The organism is Aquicella siphonis (genome assembly GCF_902459485.1).
GTDB lineage: Bacteria > Pseudomonadota > Gammaproteobacteria > DSM-16500 > DSM-16500 > Aquicella > Aquicella siphonis.
In genome coordinates, this window is record NZ_LR699119.1 from 1,915,884 (window position 1) to 1,936,819 (window position 20,936).

Sequence of the window (20,936 nt, forward strand, 5' to 3'; positions counted from 1 at the left end):
TTGCTCCTTATCCGCATAAATGCGTTGCCAGCCAGCGCTGGATCACTGCCAAATCCATTTGTTTTCGTACTGCGTAATCTTCAAGCTGATCATCGCCGATTTTGCCAATTCCAAAATAGTGGGACTGTGGATGCGAGAAATAAAATCCGCTGACGGAAGATGCGGGCAGCATCGCGTAATTTTCCGTCAGGCGAATAGACGCGCGCGCCTCGGCTTGCAAGAGAGAGAATAACAACGGCTTTTCGGTGTGATCGGGACAGGCAGGATAGCCCGGCGCCGGGCGGATCCCGCGATAACGGATCTGTATCAATTCTTCATTGGTGAGGTTTTCTTCCGCGTGATAACACCAGTACTCCTTTCTGACTCTTTCGTGCAGCCGCTCGGCAAATGCTTCCGCCAATCTGTCCGCCAGCGCCTTTAGCATAATGACACTGTAATCATCGTGGCTTTCTTCAAAACTTTTGACCATGGACTCCAGGCCGATACCGGAAGTCACGGCAAAACCTCCCAGATAATCCGCGACCCCGGAATCCCTGGGTGCGATAAAATCCGCGAGCGAAACATTCGCACGGTCGGACGGCTTGCGTGTCTGCTGCCTTAACATGTGAAATCTCGCCAATATCTTGTCGCGGTTTTCATCCGTGTATATTTCAATATCATCACCTACGCTGTTGGCAGGGAAAAATCCCAGCACAGCGTTTGCCTGCAGCCAATTTTCCGAAACCAGGCGCGACAACATGGCTTGCGCATCATCAAACAACTGCTTGGCGCTCGCACCGATTAATTCGTCTTCAAAAATGCGCGGAAAACGGCCGGCGAGTTCCCAGGTGTGGAAAAACGGCGTCCAGTCGATATACCTGGCGATTTCAGCCAGCGAATAATTCGAGAGGGCGTGCACGCCAAGAAATGTGGGACGGGGAGGACAGTATCCAGACCAGTCGATAGCAAATTTATTCATGCGCGCCGCATCCAGACTGATAATTTCATTTTCAGATTTCTTGTTCTTATGCAGCTGACGCACTTTCCTGTATTCTTCACGCGTCGCTTCAACAAATGCCGTGCTCGCAGATCCGCTCAGCAACTGACTGACAACGCCCACGGCCCGGGACGCATCGACGACATGCACGGTCGCTCCGGAATAATGTGGTTCAATCTTGATGGCGGTATGCGCGCGCGACGTGGTCGCGCCGCCTATCAACAGCGGCAGTGAAAATTCCAGGCGCTGCATTTCCCGCGCGACGTGCGACATTTCTTCCAGGGACGGCGTGATCAATCCGCTCAAACCTATGACGTCCGCTTGTTGTTTTTGCGCTGTTTCCAGGATTTTTTCACACGGCACCATGACACCGAGATCAATCACTTCGTAATTATTACAGCGTAACACCACCCCTACGATGTTTTTGCCGATGTCGTGCACATCACCCTTGACGGTCGCCAGCAGAATTTTCCCCTTGGCGCGCTGAGAAGTTTCTGCGTCAACCTCCAGATATGGCGTGAGATAAGCCACGGCCTGTTTCATGACACGCGCGCTCTTCACCACCTGGGGCAGAAACATCTTGCCCGCGCCGAACAAATCGCCGACGATATTCATGCCATCCATAAGAGGCCCTTCAATCACCCGCAGCGGGCTGCCCAGTAATTGCCGCGCTGCTTCCGTGTCTTCGACAATATACTGATTGATGCCGTTCACCAGCGCGTGAGTAAGACGTTCGGTCACACTCTTTTCCCGCCAGCCTGAATCCTCCGTCTTGTTCTGTATCCGTGACCGGCATGAATCCGCCATTTCCAGCAGCCGGTCCGTCGCATCGGGGCGGCGGTTAAAAAGGACATCTTCCACCGCCGTCAATAAATCGCCGGGAAGATCCGCATAAACCGCCAGGCTGCCCGCGTTCACGATGCCCATATCCATGCCGGCCTGGATGGCATGATAGAGAAACGCCGAATGAATGGCTTCGCGAATCGGGTTATTTCCGCGAAATGAAAAAGAAACATTGCTGACGCCGCCGCTGACCAGCGCCCAGGGCAGGCTTTGCTTGATACGCCGCGTCGCGTTGATAAACGCGATCGTATAAGAGTTATGCTCTTCTATGCCTGTTCCGACAGCAAAAATATTCGGATCAAAAATGATGTCTTCCGGAGGAAACCCGCAGTGGTTAACCAGCAAATCATACGACCGTTTGCAAATTTCCACTTTGCGCTCTTCCGTGTCCGCCTGTCCTTGTTCATCAAAAGCCATCACGATGACTGCCGCGCCATAACATTGCACCAGGCCCGCTTTTTCGAGAAACGCCGCTTCACCGTCTTTCAGGCTGATGGAATTGACAATGCCCTTGCCCTGAATGCACTTTAATCCGGCTTCAATCACAGACCATCTGGAAGAATCAATCATCACAGGAACACGGGCAATGTCCGGTTCCGCGGCGATCAGGTTCAGGAATTTGACCATTGCCGCTTCCGCATCCAGCATGCCTTCATCCATGTTCACATCAATGATTTGCGCGCCGTTCGCCACCTGATCCCGCGCCACTTCCAGCGCGGCCGTGTAATTTTCACTGCGTATTAATTCCGCGAAGCGCAAGGACCCGGTGACATTCGTGCGTTCACCAACATTCACGAACAGTGAATCATCATCTATGATCAAGCCTTCAAGACCGCTCAGGCGGCAGGCTTTAGGAATTGAAGGTCGCATACGCGGCTTCACGTCTTTTACCGCTTCGGCAATGGCTTTGATATGCGCCGGCGTGGTGCCGCAGCAACCGCCCACGATGTTGATCAGCCCGGCCTGTGCCATTTCCCTGATATCAGCCGCCATGATTTCCGGGGTTTCTTCATATTCGCCAAACGCGTTTGGCAGGCCGGCATTGGGATGAAGGCTGACAAACGCATTCGTCAGCCGCGACAAATCCTGGGTATGCGGACGCAGGGCTTTCGCGCCCAGCGCGCAATTCAATCCCACACTGAACGGCCGCGCGTGCGCCACCGAATGCCAGAATGCCTGCACTGTCTGTCCTGACAAAGTCCTGCCGCTCGCGTCCGTAATCGTGCCCGAGATCATGACAGGCAAGCGCATGCGGTGATGGAAAAAAAACTGTTCGATCGCAAAGATCGCCGCCTTGCAATTCAACGTGTCAAAAATCGTTTCAATCATCAGGCAATCCACGTTGCCGTCTATCAGGCCGCGCAGGGAGTCCGTATAGGCGCGCACCAGTTGATCGAAATGTATATTCCTGAAACCGGGATCATTCACATCCGGCGACATGGAAGCCGTGCGGTTGGTCGGCCCCAGAATGCCGATCACAAATCGGGGCTGATCGGGCGTGCGCCGGGTGGCGCGGTCAGCGGCTGCCCGGGCGAGCCTGGCCGCGGCGAGGTTGATTTCATAGGCGAGATCAGACATCTGATAATCCGCCAGCGAAACAGCTGTCGCGTTAAAGCTGTTGGTTTCAATGAAATCCGCGCCCGCGTCCAGATAAGCCGTATGGATTTCAGAAACGACTTGCGGCTGGGTCAAACACAATAAATCGTTATTGCCTTTTAAATCATGAGGAAAATCCCGAAAGCGTATCCCGCGGTAATCCTGTTCCTGCAGGCCATAGCCCTGTATCATGGTCCCCATGCCGCCATCGAGGATCATGATTCTTTCAAGTAATTGATGACACCAATAGTCTTGTGAATTCATTGTGCTAAATTTTATAGTCCTGATAAAATGGGCGCGCTCTATTGATCAGGCGCAATTAATCCAGTGAATCTGTGATTCATGGTTTGAGGTTAGCTATAACTATATTATTTTATTCAGCCGGATAGCAAACACTATGATTAAAAATTCAAAAGTATTGATTACAGGCGGCACGGGCATGGTGGGCAGCGCTTTGCTTCGCCGCCTGCGGGAAGAAGATTATCAGATTTTGCATCCCGCCCGCGCGGAACTGGATTTGCGCGACCAGCTGCAAGTGACACAGTATTTTTCGCATCACAAGCCAGCTTATGTTTTCCATCTCGCCGCTATCGTGGGCGGGATACACGCAAACAATACCTACCCGGCCAAATTCATTTATGACAATACCCAAATGCATTGCAATGTCATTCATGCCGCTCATCAGTACGGCGTGAAAAAGCTGTTATTTCCCGGCTCGGCGTGCACTTATCCCAAGCTGGCGCCGCAGCCCATACGGGAAGCTTCTTTTCTCGATGGATACATCGAGCCCACAAACATTGCTTACGCCGCCGCCAAAATCAACGGCATCATCATGTGTCAGGCTTACGCACGCCAGCACCAGATGAATACCGTCATTCCCATGCCGACCAATGCCTATGGCATCAACGACAATTTTGATCCCAATGCTTCTCATGTGATTCCCGCCCTGATGAAGCGTTTCCACGAAGCAAAAGTGCAAGGCTTGCCTGAAGTCGTGCTCTGGGGCAGCGGCACGCCGCTGCGGGAGTTCATTTATGTGGATGATTTTGCTGACGCGCTGCTCTTTCTGATGCGGCATTATCATTCCGCGGATATCATCAACCTGGGCACCATGCAGGAAATTACCATTGCGGACCTGGCAAATGAAATCGCCTGCGTGGTGGGCTACCCGGGACGCATCACTCTGGACAAGACCAAACCGGATGGCGCTCCCCGTAAATGCCTGGATTCAAGCGTCTTGTTCGAGATGGGCTGGAAACCGTCGGTTTCCCTGCAGGAGGGATTATTCCGGATGTATCAGCATCACTTCGGCAGCGAGACTGAATGCGCTGACACGACCAAGGCGTGCGGGTCTTTACCACACACGCCGTAACAGGCACGCCGCAGTATACGAAAACACTTTCTGAGCATGATCTTGCCGGCAGTCAGGCAAAACGCCGCCGCCCAGCGCCATCCAGACTGCTTTATGGCGTACCGCGCGACATTTCGCGCGGCACGCCACTGCCTATCCAGCAAATGATACATGACCAGCCTCGCGGCTTGATCGTTATACCAGTATCTGAATAAAATCCGTAACCTGCTGTCAAGCGCAGGCTGACGCAAAAATCGCTCAGCCAGTGTCATATGTTCATGGCAAAGCCTTAGTATGTTTTCCTGATGATTGCCAAACGTGGAAGATTCCTTGCTGGCCAGATAATTATGGCCCACATAATCAACGTAAACATTTTTTGCCCGATGCAGAAGAGCCCGCAATAAAAACTCCTTGTCATTGCTGAACATGTGCCTGCCCTGCGCGTCAAACGGCTGGAAGGAGCCGATTTTCTGAAACAGTGATTTCTTCACAAAGCGGCAGCAAATCGCCGCGGCAACATCAAAACAGATATTGGTGACCGCAAGCTCCATGCGCCGCGCGCCGGAGTAAACATGCCTGGCTTTATAACATTGTGACTTTTCATCCCAATAGACAATACGGCCGCCGCAAGTAAACATATCCGCATCGGGACAGCGCTGGTATGCCTGGCCGATTTTATGCAGTGTCTCCGCCTCATACCAGTCATCCGCCATCAGTAATGCGACCAATTCGCCAGAAGCCATTTCTATGCCCAGATTGGCCGCCACCGCATTACTGCCGTCGGGTTTGCTATGCCAGTAGGCAATCTGTTTTTCATAGCGCTTGATGATATCCAGTGTTTTATCGCTGGAACCGCCGTCAATGATAACCAGTTCAATATCAGGATATTGCTGGTCCAGCACGCTGAGTATGGCTTTTTCAATGGTGTTTTCGCGGTTCAGCACCGGCATCACAATGGAAATTTTTGGCAGTCTGACAGATGGCATGACTATGTCTCAAGCGCGGGAAGTTCCGAAACAGCGCGCGCGTAATCTTCGGGAATCCCGATATCAATAAAATAATCATTGGCGACAAAGGCCCGGGGCTTGAGCTGGTTGAGATGAGGCAGCAGAAAATCATGTTCAAATGAAAACGAAGACGGCAATTCAAATGGCGTGAATAATCCCGGGTGAATCAGATATACCCCGGCATTGATCAACCCCGGTCCGGCTTCGCCTTTTTCCCGAAATGCCGCAATATAACGGCCGTTCGTCATGACTTTCCCGTATCTGGCGCAATCTTCAACCGACCGCAGCGCCATTGTCAGCACGCTCTTTTCCGCTTCATGCTGTTCATACATGGCCTGATAATCCAGTTTGAGAAACGTATCGCCATTGAGGATAAAAACCGGCTCATGTGCATCCCGCAGCAGCGGCAAGGCATTCACCATGGCCCCGCCTGTTCCCAATGGGGATTCTTCCTGGGCATAGAAAATTTCCATACCGGCATATTGAGATTGAAAATAAGCGCGTATGGTTTCACCCATGTAATGAATCGGAAAAATCACACGGGTAATTCCCTGTCGTTTCAGATATTGCAGCAAATGCGCGAGAAAAGGTTCGCCTTGTATGGGCGCCATGGGCTTGGGCACATCCGCGACCACCTGCCGCAGCCGCGTACCCAATCCGCCCGCCAGTATGATGGCCTGCATCAGGCGACTTCCGCCCTGGCTTGCCGCCGGGGATCATACTCGGCGCCAAACATGGCGTCTTCGATCAAGGCGCAGATAATATGCCCAAACATGATGTGGCATTCCTGAATCTTGGGTGTTTCCCGTGACGGAATATTGACTACCCAATCGCACCGTTCGGCAAGCAGGGGCGCATGCATGCCCGACATACCGACCGTCTTCATCTGCCTGCCGCGCGCGGCTTCCAGCGCGCGGAGAATATTGGGCGACTTGCCCGAAGTGGAGATGCCTATGAGCACATCTCCCGCCTGACCCAATGATTCCACCTGACGCGAAAAAATATTTTCAAACGCATAATCGTTGCCTATGGCCGTCAGCGCGGATGTATCGGTGGTCAATGCAATGGCTGCCAGACCCGGGCGGTTATAGTTCAAGCGGCTGACCAGTTCCGCGGCCAGATGCTGGGAATCCGCGGCACTGCCCCCGTTGCCGGCGAAGAATATCTTGTTGCCCCTCTTCAAGGCTTGCGTGCATTGATCCGCAATGGTTTCTATGACTGAAAGCAGTGCGTTATCCTGCTGGATTTGCTGCAAAAGTGAAGCCAGTTTTTGAATTTCAGTTTGAATGAGATTTCGCATGTTCACTCCCTTAGCGCGTTAAAAACGCAGCAGACTGATTAATTCTTTCCCGCCAATAATCCAGTAAATCCTTCATAGTTTGTTCGAAGGATATCTCCGGCTTCCAGCCCGTATGTTTTTCGAATTTCGCCGTGTCTGGCACTTGTAAGTCAGCGTCTATGGGACGCAGCCGTTCCGGATCCACTTCAATCCTGATTTCATTCTTCCTGGGTGAAAGTGAAATCAGGTAATTCAAGAGGCTTTCAATCGTGCAGCTATAGGTTCCGCCGATATTGTAAAACTCGCCCGGAATCGGATGATGTGTCACGAGCAGGTAATAAGCCCGTACGGCATCGCGGACGTCAGCGACAGTGCGCAGGGAATTCAGGTTGCCGACCTTGACGACGGGAGGAATCAATTCCTTTTCTATCATTGCAATCTGCTTGGCAAAAGTGGATTCAGCGAATACGTCACCGCGGCGCGGCCCGGTATGGGTAAACATGCGGGTTGTCATAATCGTCATTTGGTAGGCTTCGGCGTAAAACCGTCCCACCAGGTCAGTCCCTACTTTTGAAATGGCGTAGGGCGACGCGGGATGAAACGTGCAATCTTCATTAATAGGTAATTTTTCCTTGGGAACACGGCCAAACACTTCCGAAGAGGCGCAGACGTGGATGACGGCATCCCTGCGGTGCTGTCTCAATGCCTCAAGAATCCTGGACGTGCCCTGGATATTGGTTTCATAAGTATCCAGCGGACTGGTGAAGCTGGTTTGAGGAAAACTCTGGGCAGCCAGATGAAACACATAATCCGGTTTGCTTTCTTTTACTACATGGTCAATAGAATCGGAATCACGCAAATCTCCGTAAACCAGCCGCAGGCGTTCCTTGCGGTTGATGAGCGGCACCAGATGGGCGATGTTATCAAGCGGACTGCGCCAGCGGCACATACCGACAATGTCCCAATCTGTATTAGCCAGTAGAAAATCAGCCAGGTGCGAGCCTACCATCCCGGTAATGCCAGTTATGAATGCGCATTTTTTAGTCATAAAATCCCCGAATCACCTTTAATTTCTTTAAACAAACACTGGAGGATGGCTGTCCGGCTAGCCATGGAAGGCCACTTACTGTATCGTAATGCGCGATAAAGTCAATTGCAGACAAAGGGATAAATGCGTTCGGCTAACCCTGCTCCGGGCAAATTCCATAGGTTTGATAATGACTTGTGCATTTTCACTGGCCTGATAACACATGCGAATACTATTAATTACCGACAATCATTCTCGCTCAGGCGGCGCTGAACACTACTTTTTTGATCTCAAATCGCGGTTAAAAAATGTACCCGGCATGGAAGTGTATTCGCTGGGCTTTGGAAACACACCCGAATCAGGCAAGGATTACCGGGTATTCAAAGGATTGAAAAGCAAATTAGCCAAACTGGTATGGCAAATCCTGCCTCACCCCGTGATGTATTACCGGCTGCGCAAGCAGATAGAAAGCATCCGCCCCGATGTCATTCATCTTCACAATATCAAACAATACACCGCCTCCCTGCTTAGCGCCGTCAAACCTTACCCGGTAGTGCAAACGGTTCACGATTATGGCGCCGTCTGCCCTACAGCCCATAATCTTCATAAAGATCATCAACCCTGCCCCACCGGACTGCGCCTCGCCTGTTTCTGGGAGCATCAGGTGAAATACAATCTTCCGGCGTATCTCGCTCTGGCTTTCGCGTTTTACAAAACACAACACCAGCTGCGAAAAATCGTCAGGAAATTCTTTGCTCCCTCACCGCAGCTGGTTGAGTACCTGCACAGGAACCGGTTCAAGCATTGCACCTATATTCCCCCGTTCAAAAAGACAGTCCCCGCAGTCTCTTTTCACAAGATGAATCCTCACCATTTCTTGTTCGCGGGCAATCTGGGCACGCACAAGGGGATATATCCCATGCTGGAAGAGTTTGCTATTGCCCGGCAAAAAGATCCCGCCCTGACCTTAACCATAGCCGGCACCGGACCTGAAGAAAAACGCATGCGCCAGCGGTCCGATGAGTTAGGGTTGAAGCAGTCGGTCTTTTTTCCAGGCTGGCAACTCCAGCTCGAACAGGAATACGAGAAATGCGCCGCTGTCATCTTTCCCAGCCTTTGGGTAGAAGCATTTGGACTGGTCATCACAGAAGCCATGAGCCACGGCCGCCCGGTAATAGGCACCAACCGCGGGTCTCCGCCATGGCTGATTGACGACCAGAAAACCGGGATCATCTTTGATCCGCTCAAAAAAGGTGATTTGTCGGATAAAATTCTTGCTCTTGCGGGTCGCCCGGAACAGATTAAAACCCTGGGAATGCAGGCCCATGCGAAACTGCGGGAATTGATCGATAATGAAAAAGTGCTAAGCCAGATCATCCATTTATACCATCAAGCCCTGGTACCTGCCTCTGAGTGAAACCGCTGATTGATCCGTTATACCCACGCCCTTGTCATTGACGCATGCCTGTCATTCCTGCGCATGGCAGTAATGTCCGGTGAAGCGGGAATCCAGAACCAGGGTTCATGGTTCGAGACGCCGCTGACGCGGCTCCTCACCACGAACGGGAAAATCCAAATCCGTTCGCCCTGAGGAGGCACGCAGTGCCGTCTCGAAGGGCGGCAATGACGAGGCGCGCAGGAGCCCTAATACTCTGCCCCTATCAAAAAAATGCCCTGCCGGGATGGCAGGGCATTGGAAAAACAAGGCCGACAATCCTGATCAAGACAGACTTAATTGATCCTGGATAATCTTAAGATCATCCGCTTTCAATTTTGTCATGCCTTTAACTTTTGCCAATTCATCCAGAGACTGAAAGCTGCCATGCTTTTTGCGGTATGCAACGATAGCCTTGGCTTTGGAAGCATTCAGTCCTTTCACTTTCAAAAGTTCTTTTGCAGTCGCCTTGTTAACATTCAGCTTTTCCGCAGCCGGCACAGCTTGTTCAGCAGACGCGGTTTGCTGGGCAACACTGTTTTGAGCGGCAGACGCCGGCGCAGCCGTTTCCTGAGCTGTCTGTTTGACGGCATCATCGGCGAATACCGGGCTGACAATCACAGCGGCTGCAACAGCAGCAATAATGGTTCGATAGAAAGACATGGTGTGACTCCTTTTTATTTTAGTAAGTTTTCAAAAAAATATACGACTCAACCACGCCGTCACTAGGCAGTGCGGCGTCCAGGTCAAGAATGGTTACTTGGTAAAATTTCAATCCCGGAACCGGGATTGACTACGGACGATCATTTGCATTTATCATCAAGCAAACGTAAAAAACATCTTTATTGATAAACCATGATGAGTGCTGAAACCTGTTTCGATGAAAAAACCGGTTTCTTTCCGTCGCAGAAAAAAATATTACTTTTTCGGTAAAAAAAAATCTACACCTAACTGTAGCCGGTACAGGATTTTTTTTGCTAAACTCTGGGCATCATTAAATGCACAGTTTGCCACTTCAAGAGGGATACACGTCAATGTACGCAAAAATTTCATCCAGACGCATGCTGCAGCTAGCTGTGGTTTTCATCTCCTTTCTTCTAAGCGCGCCGCTTTTGGCAAACCCCATCATACCCGTTCCCACCCAGCCGCAGCACCCCACCTACACGCCCGGCGCACCCAATATCCAGGGTACCGGATTCATCCTGATGGATGCCACCAGCGGCAAAATCCTGGCAGAACAGAATTCCAATGAGCGCATGCCCCCTGCCAGCCTGACCAAGCTGATGTCCATGTACATCATTTCCGGCGCTCTCAAAAACGGCCAGATCAAACTGGATGACAAGGTCCACATCAGCACCAAGGCCTGGAAAACCGAAGGATCCCGCATGTTTGTCAAGGCTGGCGATGACGTGCCAGTACATGACTTGATCCAGGGCATCATCGTTGCCTCAGGCAACGATGCGACTGTCGCTCTCGCTGAACACATTGCCGGAACAGAAGAAGCCTTCGCCGAGATGATGAACCAACAGGCAAAAATACTGGGGATGAATAACAGCCATTTCATTGACAGCACAGGTTTGCCAAATCCGGGGCATTACTCCACGGCACACGACCTCGCCATACTGACCCAGGCATACATCAAAAACTTTCCGGAAGACTACAGTTATTATTCTGAAAAATGGTTTATGTATAACGGAATCAAACAGCCCAACCGTAACCGGCTCCTGTGGCGTTTCCAGTACGCGGACGGCCTGAAAACCGGCCATACCAATGAAGCGGGATACTGCCTGGTGGCCTCGGCGAAAAAAGACGGCATGCGTCTGATCAGTGTTGTTCTGGGCGAACCCAATGACTCCGCCCGCACGGAAGACTCCATGCGCCTGCTCACCTATGGATTTCGCTTTTTTGAAACACACAAACTCTACAGTGCGCACTCTCCCGTGATCAAGGCACGCGTATGGCAAGGCGTCAGCACTGAAATTCCCCTGGGAGTGAATGAAGATTTATATGTGACGGTTCCCAGCGGCCAATACAAAAAACTGCTTGCTTCGCTGGTTATAGCCAACCCGTTAAAAGCCCCTATCACGAAAGGCCAGCATTACGGTACACTGAACGTCACCCTGAACAATCAGGTCATCGCATCCAAGCCTTTGGTCGCCCTGGAAAATAATCCCAAAGGGAATATGTGGAGACGCGCGACCGACGCAATCAAATTCAATATTAATAAGTACTTTTCCAAAACCGAGGAAAAAGCAAACACAGGCTAGCATGACAGATAAGACTATTCCCCCTGAGGAATCGCTGCTGAAGTTTCCCTGCGATTTTACTCTGAAAGTATTTGGCTTGAGCACTGATGAATTCGAGAGCGCCGTGCTGACTATTGTGCATAAACACGCGCCCAACCTGTCCGGCCGGGCTATCCAGTCCAGAGCCAGTCAAAACGGTAAATACCTGGCTCTGACAATCACGGTCCATGTTGAATCCAGAGAACAGCTGGATAATATATATCGGGATTTATCTTCTTCACCGCACGTTATTATGGCCTTATGACTGCACAATCATTAATTGTACGCTGGCTGGGCCGGCTGGATTATGTATCCTGCTGGAAAGCCATGCAAGAATTCACCAACCATCGTCACGATGAAACTCTGGATGAAATCTGGCTGCTTGAACACGACCCCGTTTTTACGCAGGGGCAAAATGGCAAAGCCGAACATGTTCTCAACCCTGGCATCATCCCTGTTATCCAGACCGACCGCGGCGGACAGGTCACTTACCACGGGCCTGGGCAATTAATGATCTACACTTTACTGGATATCCGGCGCAAGCAATTGAATATCCGACAATATGTCACCCTGCTGGAACAATCGGTAATCGACTTGCTGGCAGAGTTTGGCATCTCGGCCGCAGCCAAGCGTGAAGCACCCGGTGTTTATGTGGATGGAAAAAAAATCGCTTCCATCGGCTTGCGGATAAGGCGGGGCTTCGCATACCATGGCATCGCATTCAATATCTCCATGGACCTGGAACCGTTCAGACGCATTAATCCCTGCGGTTTTTCTGCTCTGGAAATGACCCAGTTTGCGGCGCTGGGCGGCCCTGACAGCACGCTGGAAGCCGGAAACAAATTAGTCAATTATTTAAGAAAAAATTTAGTGTATACTCACGCCACCTTTTATAATTTGCCAGGAGTTTCCGAATCAGAAATTCCCGGCACCCATTTGGAACACACAGATGGATACCAAAACAACAGTCAAGACAGATGCTAAACAACGCGGCGCTGACAAATTATCGCGTATTCCTGTAAAAATCATGCCAACAGATGCGCCGTTACGGAAACCGGACTGGATACGGGTGAAAATTCCTGCTTCACCGGCAGTCAGCGACCTCAAAAAACTCTTGCGGGAAAACAAACTGGTTACAGTCTGTGAAGAAGCTGCCTGTCCCAATCTGCCGGAATGTTTTACTCATGGAACCGCAACCTTCATGATCATGGGGGACAAGTGCACCAGACGGTGCAGCTTCTGTGATGTCGCGCACGGCCGTCCGGATCCCCTGGACCCGGATGAACCCGCCCATCTCGCCAGCACCATTGCGCAAATGGGCTTGCGTTATGTGGTCGTGACTTCGGTTGACCGTGATGACTTGCGTGATGGCGGTGCCGGTCATTTTACCGCGTGTATTCGGGCCATCCGCGAAAAAAATCCCACTATCAAGATAGAAATTCTCGTGCCGGATTACCGCGGACGCATGGATATCGCCCTGGCTGTCTCAGGCGAAGCCTTGCCCGATGTATTCAATCACAACATTGAAACCGTGCCGCGGCTATACCGTCAGGCCAGGCCAGGATCCGATTACGATCATTCGCTGCGCCTGCTTCAGGAGTTCAAAAAGCGTTACCCTGACATACCCACCAAATCCGGCATCATGCTGGGGCTGGGCGAAACCAATGAGGAAGTCATTCAAACGCTGACAGATTTGCGCAAACATGACGTAGACATGGTAACATTAGGGCAATATTTGCAGCCCAGCCGCTATCACATGCCGGTTGCAAGATATGTCACACCCGATGAATTCAAACAGTTTGGCGCCGCCGCCAAAGAGATGGGATTTAAAAACATTGCCAGCGGTCCGCTGGTGCGGTCTTCTTATCATGCTGATAAGCAGGCCGCTGGAGAAGAGGTGACTTAATGTCGGACATTGTGAGTCCATTACTGCAATGGCTAAATGCCCACCCTGAGTTAGCAGGCCTAGTCACATTCATCATATCAGCCAGCGAATCTGTCGCCATCATAGGAACCATCGTCCCAGGCTCCATCACCATGACTGCTTTAGGCACCCTGGCGGGCGCGGGCGTGATCCCCTTGTGGGAAACCCTGTTCTGGGCCACCCTGGGCGCCATTGTCGGCGATGGAATCAGCTACTGGATAGGCCATTATTTCAAACACAGGCTGAACAAGGCCTGGCCGTTCCGCAATTATCCGGGATTGCTGGAATCCGGCGAAGCCTTCGTGCACAAGTATGGCGTCATGAGTGTTTTTATAGGCCGGTTTGTCGGCCCTGTCAGAGCACTGGTACCGCTGGTCGCCGGCATGCTGGGCATGAAGCCTCTGCAATTCACCATTGCCAACGTTGCCTCGGCCATAGGCTGGGCGCCTGCATACATGCTGCCCGGCATCCTGCTGGGTGCCGCGTCACTGGAATTGCCCCCCGATATTGCCGTGCACGTCATGCTGGTGTTGCTGCTGATCACCTTGTTCATACTGCTATGCCTGTGGATGGCCTATAAATTACTCAAGCTTTTCCACACTCAAACAGATCAGATGCAAAACTGGATCTGGCAGCGATTAAAAAAATCCCGTACTCTCTCTCCCATTACGGTGCTGTTAAAACATCATGATCCCTCCAAGACGCACGGACAGTTGAACCTGGCCTTTTATCTTCTTTTCACCGCCTTCCTGTTTGTTATTCTCGCCGTGATCGTCAAATCCTATGGATCGTCCGCCCTCATGGTGAATGACGCCTTGTATCATTTGTTCCGGGGAGTGCGCACCAAGGGCCTGGATACCGTCATGTTAGATATCACCTTGCTGGGCCAGAAGCAGGTCGTCCTGCCGGTTGTCGTCGTCATATTCGGCTGGCTGGTTCTATGGAAGCGCTGGCGTGCCGCTTTTCATGCTCTGGCGCTAGGCATTCTGGTTTCAGGCAGCGTGTACGTGCTGAAACACTTGCTCAAGTCGCCGCGCCCATGGGGTGTATTCCTCAATCCTGAAACCTATTCCCTGCCCAGCGGCCACACCGCGATTGCCACCACCGTATTCATGGGACTCGCGTTTCTCATCGCGAGCGCAATCCGGCCCAAATTCCGCTGGCCGATTTATACGCTGGGTATTTTTATCGCGTTTATTGTCGGCGTGTCACGGATGTATCTGGGCGCGCACTGGTTTACCGATGTCCTGGCATCATGGCTGCTGGGTTCCGCCATTTTAATGGCCGTGATCATTTCTTACGAACGCAGCCTGGAGACGCGCATCAACCCCGTCGGTATCCTGCTGGTAACGCTGATATCACTTTCCGTTACCTATGGCTTTTATCATTACAGACATTTTGCCCAGCTAAAAATCAACTATGCGCAAGTCAACTGGCCCGTTGAACGCATCGCCATGAATGAGTGGTGGGAAAAGAACGATGCCTTGCCCGCCTATCAAGTCAGTCTCTTCGGCTTTCCATCCCAGTCCATCAATGTTGTCTGGGCCGGCGACATCCAGGCCATCAGGGAGACATTGTTGAAAGAAGGATGGAGCGCACCTCCCGCACGGGACTGGATCAGCACTCTGCACCGGATTGCCGATATCAAGAGCACGCAGTATCTCTCCATGGTCTCGCCGCAATACCTGGATAAACGACCTGAACTCATTCTTGCGCGTCACGCTGCCGGTGTGAAAGGATTAATGGTTTTACGCTTGTGGAACTCAAACCGCATTATCAACGAAACCAACGCGACCCTGTGGGTGGGGATCATCGGCGTGATACCGCGTTCCTACAGCTGGCTGTTCCGGTCGTCCCGCCCCGGTGAAATTGATATTGATCCCGGTTATCTGTTCCCGGCTAAAACCGGACTGGGTTCCTGGCAGTGGACCATTATTCACATGCACCAGCCCACTGGCACCAAACGGATTATCAATCAAAAGATCATGTTGATCAGGGAAAACAACACGGTACACAAGAAATAACAGGAATGTGATATGTCTGATATGTTCATGCAATTGGGATTGTTCGCGGCAAAATCCATCATCATTGTTTTAATGGTCCTGACAGTCATGATTGTTTTTTTCATTCTGCTGGCCAAAAGCAAGGAAAAAACAAAAGGCAGGCTGGTCATTAAAAACCTGAACCACAAATTTAATGAAACGAAAGAAGCCATCCTGGCGGAAACACTGCCCAAAAAACAATTCAAACAGTTTTTAAAAGACAGGAAAGCCGAAGAAAAGGCACGGCAAAAAGCGGGCCAAAGTGAAAAAAACATTTTTGTCCTGCGTTTTCACGGCGACATGAAGGCATCCGCCGTGTCTTCTCTCAGCGAAGAAATCAGCGCCATTTTAAACATCGCCACGCCTGCCGATGAGGTGATGCTATGCCTGGAAAGCGCCGGCGGCGTAGTGCATGGATACGGTCTCGCAGCCGCTCAGCTAATGCGAATTCGCGCCCGGAACATTCCCCTGGTGGTCGCGGTAGACAAAATCGCGGCCAGCGGCGGATACATGATGGCATGCGTGGCCAACAAAATCCTTTCCGCTCCTTTCGCGATCATCGGCTCCATTGGCGTTGTTGTTCAGCTTCCCAATTTCAACCGGCTTCTCAAGGACAAACACGTTGATTATGAATTGCATACCGCCGGGGAATTCAAGCGCACTATCACGCTGTTTGGTGAAAATACGGATGAAGGCCGGGAAAAGCTACAACATGAAATCGAAGATATACACAAGCTCTTTAAAGAGTTGATACGCGAGCACAGAAAACAGATAGACATTCAAAAAGTCGCGACGGGTGAACACTGGCTTGGCCTGCAGGCGCTCACGCTTAATCTGGTGGATGAAATCAGGACCAGCGACGACTATCTGCTACAGCAAAGTAAAAATTCAAAACTGTTTGAAGTCAGCTACGAAACCAAAAAACCGCTGCTTGCCAGATTATCCGGCGGCGCCAGCATGCTGCGCGAAAAACTGTTTGGTTTTTCCATGCTGTAAACATTGTATCGAGACACGATGAATGATGACTGTGCTCGGCAGGCGCTGTCATCATCCTGTCATGATTTTCATATAAATTATGTTTTGCCTTGACGCGGTTATTTCGATAGAGTGATTTGAACAAATCGCTCATCAGAACCATTTGATCTGTCTATAAAAGGAAATCAATATGAAAATAACATGGCGATCCATTTTGCCCGTCTGTTTATCAGCGATCATGATCCAGCCTGTTTTCACCTATGCTTCCACCACCGGGACTTCTTTTGCTTCCGGCGAGCACGTTACCCTTGGTGACAGAATCAATCTCTACTTTTCAGATGATGATCCGGGCAAAATCGCCTCGCCGCTGCATCTTCCAAACGGCCTGGCCCTGACTTACGGAGAAATCCTTTCCCTGGGTGACTTTTATGAAATCCCCGATCAACCCATCTCACAAGGACAATCAGAAGCCGAACAGCGCGCGCTGTTTCTCGCGTCATTCAGTTCCTTCTCTTACAATCCCTCATCACTCAATGAAACCCTGGCCATCCTGGCGGTGATTCATGATGAAATAAAAACCGTGGATGACGGCATGAAAAACGGAGAAAAACCCGAAGACATCTTTAAAAAAATCGGACATGAGAATGACCGGCGCTTCAACTGCATCACCGGAGGCGGCTGTTCACCTTCAACCTGGTGGCTGGAACCAGGGCGCTATCTGAATCTCGCGAACGTCGATTACGATCATTTTGGCGATGCGGCAGTTTCCACATATAAGATCGGGCATCAAATCGCGCTTGAACAAGCGGTTACCGCTCATCAGACTGGCGATCCGGCCAAACTGGAAATCGCCTACGCCATGAATGCCTTCGCCTCGCATTTTCTTTCCGACCGTTTCGCGGCAGGGCACATCCGCACTCCCCGCCTGGAATTGTCCGAGCAAGTCACAACCGGAACAATCGGTTCGCTTTTGAGTAACTATATGCATGGAGAGGAAAATGCCTATGGCCTGCACGTGCATAATGGCCGGGGCGACCGCTGGATAGCTTATGGAGATAAGTCCTACTTCAGCCCGCAATCCGCGGAACACCGCAGAATCATTCATGAAACCCTGCAGGCTTCGGCAGATGAGGTGTTTTCCGCCTATCAAACGGGTTCCATACCGACCGACAGCCGGGTGGATGATCTCATTCCGCTGCCGGATGAAACCGCAAACGCGGCTAACCTGGATATTTCTGCGCTTTTTTACTGGGACCCGTATACAAAATCCCTGATGCGCAGAGAAACCATGTCCAACTTTTATGACCGTCACTGGACAAACAACTGGTGGGGATGGAGCACATTGCTTGAATTGCAACGTGAGCGCGGCCTGACTGACGATATGCAAGCGATATTGGCAAAATCGGAACTGCGCAAGCAGGCTTTGAATGACGGCTTGATCACCAATAAAGTATTTATCGATTACATCAGAAAACACTGATCTTCCGGGCGAACACCGTCAAGGCAAAACACAAGACGCCGTCTCCTTCAGGGACGGCGTTTTTCTTGAAAACAGACGGCAATGCCGGATGCTTTCAGCTTAGGAAAGTCAGCTCGCTCACACTGCTATATTTTCCTTTCGCATCCTGACTGACATGCGACATGGCAACGACAGGGTCATGCGTATAATAAAGATACGCTTGATGCTTGAGAGCATAATCAAGCATGGCTTGCTTTTCATCTATCAATAATTCAGCCAGGCGATCATATCCCATTCCCACGGGCAAGTGCACCCAGGGCGTTCCGGGAATCAGATCAGAGGCAAAAATAACCAGGCCATATTGTTCAGTCCGGATCACGGTATGCATTAAACCGGGAGTATGGCCGTGAGAATACCGGAATGAATAGTTCTCTCCCAGCCACCCGCTTTTTTCCGTGTCTATCAGATCCAGCCGGCCGGAAGCAGCCAGCAGCGTTTGCAATTGCGGAATGAATGACGCCCGATCGCGCACATGCGGCTGACATGCTCTTTCCCATGCCGTCTTGCCAATCAGATACCGGGCTTTGGGAAACAATAGCGCGGGGTCACGGCCCGGCTCCCATGCCGAAAGCAGCCCTCCCGCATGATCGAAGTGCAAATGAGAAATAATAACGGCATCAATGTCATCCATGGCGAGACCGGCGGCAGATAAAGATTCCAAAAGCACATGCCGGGATTCAACGACGCCATAACGCTCTTTAAGCGCCGGATCAAAGAACGCGCCAATCCCCGTTTCCAGCAAAATATTCCGGCCGGCATCCTGCACCAGCAGCGCGCGGCACGCGAGATGAATGCGGTTTTTCTCGTCGGGCTGTAGCCATTGGCTCCAGAGCGCTTTAGGCACATGGCCGAACATCGCTCCGCCATCCAGTTTTTGAGTGTTTCCCTGAATTGTCAATAATCGAATATTTCCCGGCACGTTTGTGACTCTCCAATTTGGATTTTAATTAATAATATCTTAAGGTAACAATCCTATGATACTCGCGATTGCAAACGGAGTTGAACTGTCCCTTTTGAAGGAGCCCAACCTCTTGAACGGTCGCGACGCCCAACCTGCTCAGGATGAAGCCATTCCTCTGCTTCCGCCCCGGCAGCCAGAAATCATTAATGAAAAATCCAATTGGTTAATCCTCGCTTCTCAGATAACTCTTGGCACCATCGGCTTGGGCGCGGGTATTTTATATTACGGACCAGCGCAAACGTGTTCCGTCACACCACAATGCGGAAAATGGCTGGCCGATCTGACTTCAGAAAATACCGCCGTTATTATTTTTACCTCCGGCGGCCTGGATTTCTCCGCAGGCGCCATGTTCATGGGAGCGCAAAGCGCCCAGGCGACAATAAACTATATCAAACAACAGCCCACGCCGTGCGCCAAACTGGGTAAAAGCGCGATTGTCATACTGGTCGCAGGCACGCAAAGCATTCCTTTGCTGCTTGCCTCTCTCAATACCAGCCCGGCACTCTGGCAAACCCTATTGACCGTAGGCGGTTCGGTGCCCGCGTCATTTTACGGCGCGATCAACCTGATCCAGACTGAAATTCCATATTGGATGTCGAAAGCAGGTGTGCTGTCATCCAGTCTGCATCACCGCATCGTGGACCGCTGCTGCCCGATCGGCGAAGCGGAACGGCAACAATGGGCCATGATTGCGCATTATCGCAGGCAACACGCCGTCTTTCTCAAACAGCTGGATATTCAATGGCACTATATTGTCTCTCAAATGCGCGCGCTTGATCCGCGCGATGTACAAGATCCTTTATTATTTTTATTCCAGTCCGCAGCGCCCGCGCAAAACCATTCCTGGCTGGCCAGCGGAGTTCATCATGCGGGTACGTTATCAGGTTTTCTGCTGGCCGCGAATTTCAGCTCTGCGTTTATCTCGAACACCTTCAGCACCTTAAAAAAATTTCTTCCCGGTCTGCCTTTGCAGATCGCCGCCAGTGCGCTTTTAAGTCTTTCACAAACCTATGCCAACATGAAACTGACGATTGACGGCATTCATTCCATTTTTGATTCATTGATGGATATTTTTCGCGGAAAACCTGTCAATTCTGTCGCGTTCCAATTGCGTCCCAAGACCACCTTGCTGATCGGCGGTCTCAGTCTTGCTGCGTCAGCTCTTTCTTACGCGGTCATCGCGGTGATCTTCATGAATGAATTCAAGGACCCGGAATCAACCAACACCACCCGGCTTGATGGAGCGCGCGAGGGCTTGCTCTATGGCGCGATAACAGGCATGGATATTTACCACTTTGCCAGCCTGTTCCATTTATACCGCTTGCTTTTCAGCGCCTTGACGCGTGATCAGAAAGAACAATTTTTTTTCGCCCTGGAAAAAGAAATCAGCCGGCTCAAAAAAATGACTGAGCGAGAATTTATCGATTTTATCAATCAAAATCATCCCGACAGAAACAGACAACTGGGATTACATCCATTCAATGTGCCGGATGATATAGAAAATGCGCACGGCCAGAATGAAATCCTTCCCTCTCCCGATGAGGCGGTACCGCAGCACAACATTCAGGCGCCTCCGCAAGCACCATCCTCCTGCTTCAGAAGATGGTGCTGCTGGTTTTCTTCATACGGCAAGGAAAACGGCGGGCCCTTGCGGGAGGAGCACGGACAGGCCAAAGACCGCCAGAGAGCACCTATGACCATCATGTAATCCTGATT

17 protein-coding genes are annotated in these 20,936 nt (G+C 51.2%); 10 read left to right on the forward strand and 7 right to left on the reverse strand.

Annotation, left to right across the window (positions count from 1 at the left end):
- Positions 1-7: 7 nt before the first annotated feature.
- Positions 8-3,679 (reverse strand): methionine synthase, encoded by a 3,672-nt coding sequence (metH, locus tag AQULUS_RS08905; protein WP_148339814.1) that lies wholly within the window; start codon positions 3,677-3,679, stop codon positions 8-10.
- Between the two features lie 133 nt (positions 3,680-3,812).
- On the opposite strand from metH, the gene AQULUS_RS08910 reads away from it, so the two are divergent.
- Positions 3,813-4,787: a GDP-L-fucose synthase family protein gene (locus AQULUS_RS08910; protein ID WP_148339815.1), complete on the forward strand. Its 975-nt coding sequence runs from the start codon at positions 3,813-3,815 to the stop codon at positions 4,785-4,787.
- On the opposite strand, the gene AQULUS_RS08915 is transcribed toward AQULUS_RS08910, so the two are convergent.
- From AQULUS_RS08915 to AQULUS_RS08930, 4 genes are read right to left on the reverse strand one after another with little or no spacing between them, the layout of a single operon-like run.
- Positions 4,718-5,752 carry a glycosyltransferase gene (locus AQULUS_RS08915; protein WP_148339816.1) on the reverse strand — a complete coding sequence of 345 codons (1,035 nt, stop codon included), beginning with the start codon at positions 5,750-5,752 and terminating at the stop codon, positions 4,718-4,720. The genes AQULUS_RS08910 and AQULUS_RS08915 overlap by 70 nt on opposite strands.
- A gap of 2 nt (positions 5,753-5,754) precedes the next feature.
- The gene (locus AQULUS_RS08920) at positions 5,755-6,456 is read right to left on the reverse strand and encodes a nucleotidyltransferase family protein (protein ID WP_148339817.1); all 702 of its coding nucleotides are present in this window, start codon (positions 6,454-6,456) and stop codon (positions 5,755-5,757) included.
- Entirely contained in the window at positions 6,456-7,073 is a 618-nt protein-coding gene (locus tag AQULUS_RS08925; protein ID WP_148339818.1) for a D-sedoheptulose 7-phosphate isomerase, read from the reverse strand. Before AQULUS_RS08925 ends, AQULUS_RS08920 begins: the two co-directional genes overlap by 1 nt.
- Before the next feature lie 10 nt (positions 7,074-7,083).
- The gene (locus AQULUS_RS08930) at positions 7,084-8,100 is read right to left on the reverse strand and encodes a GDP-mannose 4,6-dehydratase (protein ID WP_148339819.1); all 1,017 of its coding nucleotides are present in this window, start codon (positions 8,098-8,100) and stop codon (positions 7,084-7,086) included.
- 202 nt (positions 8,101-8,302) lie between these two features.
- Between AQULUS_RS08930 and AQULUS_RS08935 the strand changes: the two genes are divergently transcribed.
- Positions 8,303-9,496, forward strand: a complete 1,194-nt coding sequence (locus AQULUS_RS08935) for a glycosyltransferase family 4 protein (RefSeq protein ID WP_148339820.1) — start codon at positions 8,303-8,305, stop codon at positions 9,494-9,496.
- 303 nt (positions 9,497-9,799) lie between these two features.
- Here AQULUS_RS08935 and AQULUS_RS08940 read toward each other — a convergent pair whose 3' ends face one another.
- Positions 9,800-10,177 carry a ComEA family DNA-binding protein gene (locus tag AQULUS_RS08940; protein WP_148339821.1) on the reverse strand — a complete coding sequence of 126 codons (378 nt, stop codon included), beginning with the start codon at positions 10,175-10,177 and terminating at the stop codon, positions 9,800-9,802.
- Positions 10,178-10,548: 371 nt separating this feature from the next.
- Between AQULUS_RS08940 and AQULUS_RS08945 the strand changes: the two genes are divergently transcribed.
- From AQULUS_RS08945 to AQULUS_RS08975, 7 genes are all read left to right on the forward strand, one after another.
- Positions 10,549-11,781, forward strand: a complete 1,233-nt coding sequence (locus tag AQULUS_RS08945) for a D-alanyl-D-alanine carboxypeptidase family protein (RefSeq protein WP_197737310.1) — start codon at positions 10,549-10,551, stop codon at positions 11,779-11,781.
- A gap of 1 nt (position 11,782) precedes the next feature.
- Positions 11,783-12,064 (forward strand): HP0495 family protein, encoded by a 282-nt coding sequence (locus AQULUS_RS08950; RefSeq protein WP_148339822.1) that lies wholly within the window; start codon positions 11,783-11,785, stop codon positions 12,062-12,064.
- A complete protein-coding gene (lipB, locus tag AQULUS_RS08955) occupies positions 12,061-12,783 on the forward strand; it encodes a lipoyl(octanoyl) transferase LipB (protein ID WP_148339823.1) in 723 nt (240 codons plus the stop codon). Before AQULUS_RS08950 ends, lipB begins: the two co-directional genes overlap by 4 nt.
- Positions 12,749-13,705: a lipoyl synthase gene (gene lipA / locus AQULUS_RS08960; protein ID WP_148339824.1), complete on the forward strand. Its 957-nt coding sequence runs from the start codon at positions 12,749-12,751 to the stop codon at positions 13,703-13,705. Before lipB ends, lipA begins: the two co-directional genes overlap by 35 nt.
- A complete protein-coding gene (locus AQULUS_RS08965; RefSeq protein ID WP_148339825.1) occupies positions 13,705-15,747 on the forward strand; it encodes a bifunctional DedA family/phosphatase PAP2 family protein in 2,043 nt (680 codons plus the stop codon). Before lipA ends, AQULUS_RS08965 begins: the two co-directional genes overlap by 1 nt.
- A gap of 12 nt (positions 15,748-15,759) precedes the next feature.
- On the forward strand, positions 15,760-16,761 hold the full coding sequence (gene sohB, locus AQULUS_RS08970) for a protease SohB (protein ID WP_197737311.1): 1,002 nt from the start codon (positions 15,760-15,762) through the stop codon (positions 16,759-16,761).
- A 169-nt stretch (positions 16,762-16,930) separates the two neighbouring features.
- Complete coding sequence (locus tag AQULUS_RS08975; RefSeq protein ID WP_148339826.1) at positions 16,931-18,220, forward strand: phospholipase; 1,290 nt, start codon at positions 16,931-16,933, stop codon at positions 18,218-18,220.
- A gap of 94 nt (positions 18,221-18,314) precedes the next feature.
- On the opposite strand, the gene AQULUS_RS08980 is transcribed toward AQULUS_RS08975, so the two are convergent.
- The gene (locus AQULUS_RS08980) at positions 18,315-19,178 is read right to left on the reverse strand and encodes an MBL fold metallo-hydrolase (RefSeq protein ID WP_197737312.1); all 864 of its coding nucleotides are present in this window, start codon (positions 19,176-19,178) and stop codon (positions 18,315-18,317) included.
- A gap of 112 nt (positions 19,179-19,290) precedes the next feature.
- On the opposite strand from AQULUS_RS08980, the gene AQULUS_RS08985 reads away from it, so the two are divergent.
- Positions 19,291-20,928 (forward strand): hypothetical protein, encoded by a 1,638-nt coding sequence (locus AQULUS_RS08985; protein WP_148339827.1) that lies wholly within the window; start codon positions 19,291-19,293, stop codon positions 20,926-20,928.
- Positions 20,929-20,936 lie beyond the last annotated feature (8 nt).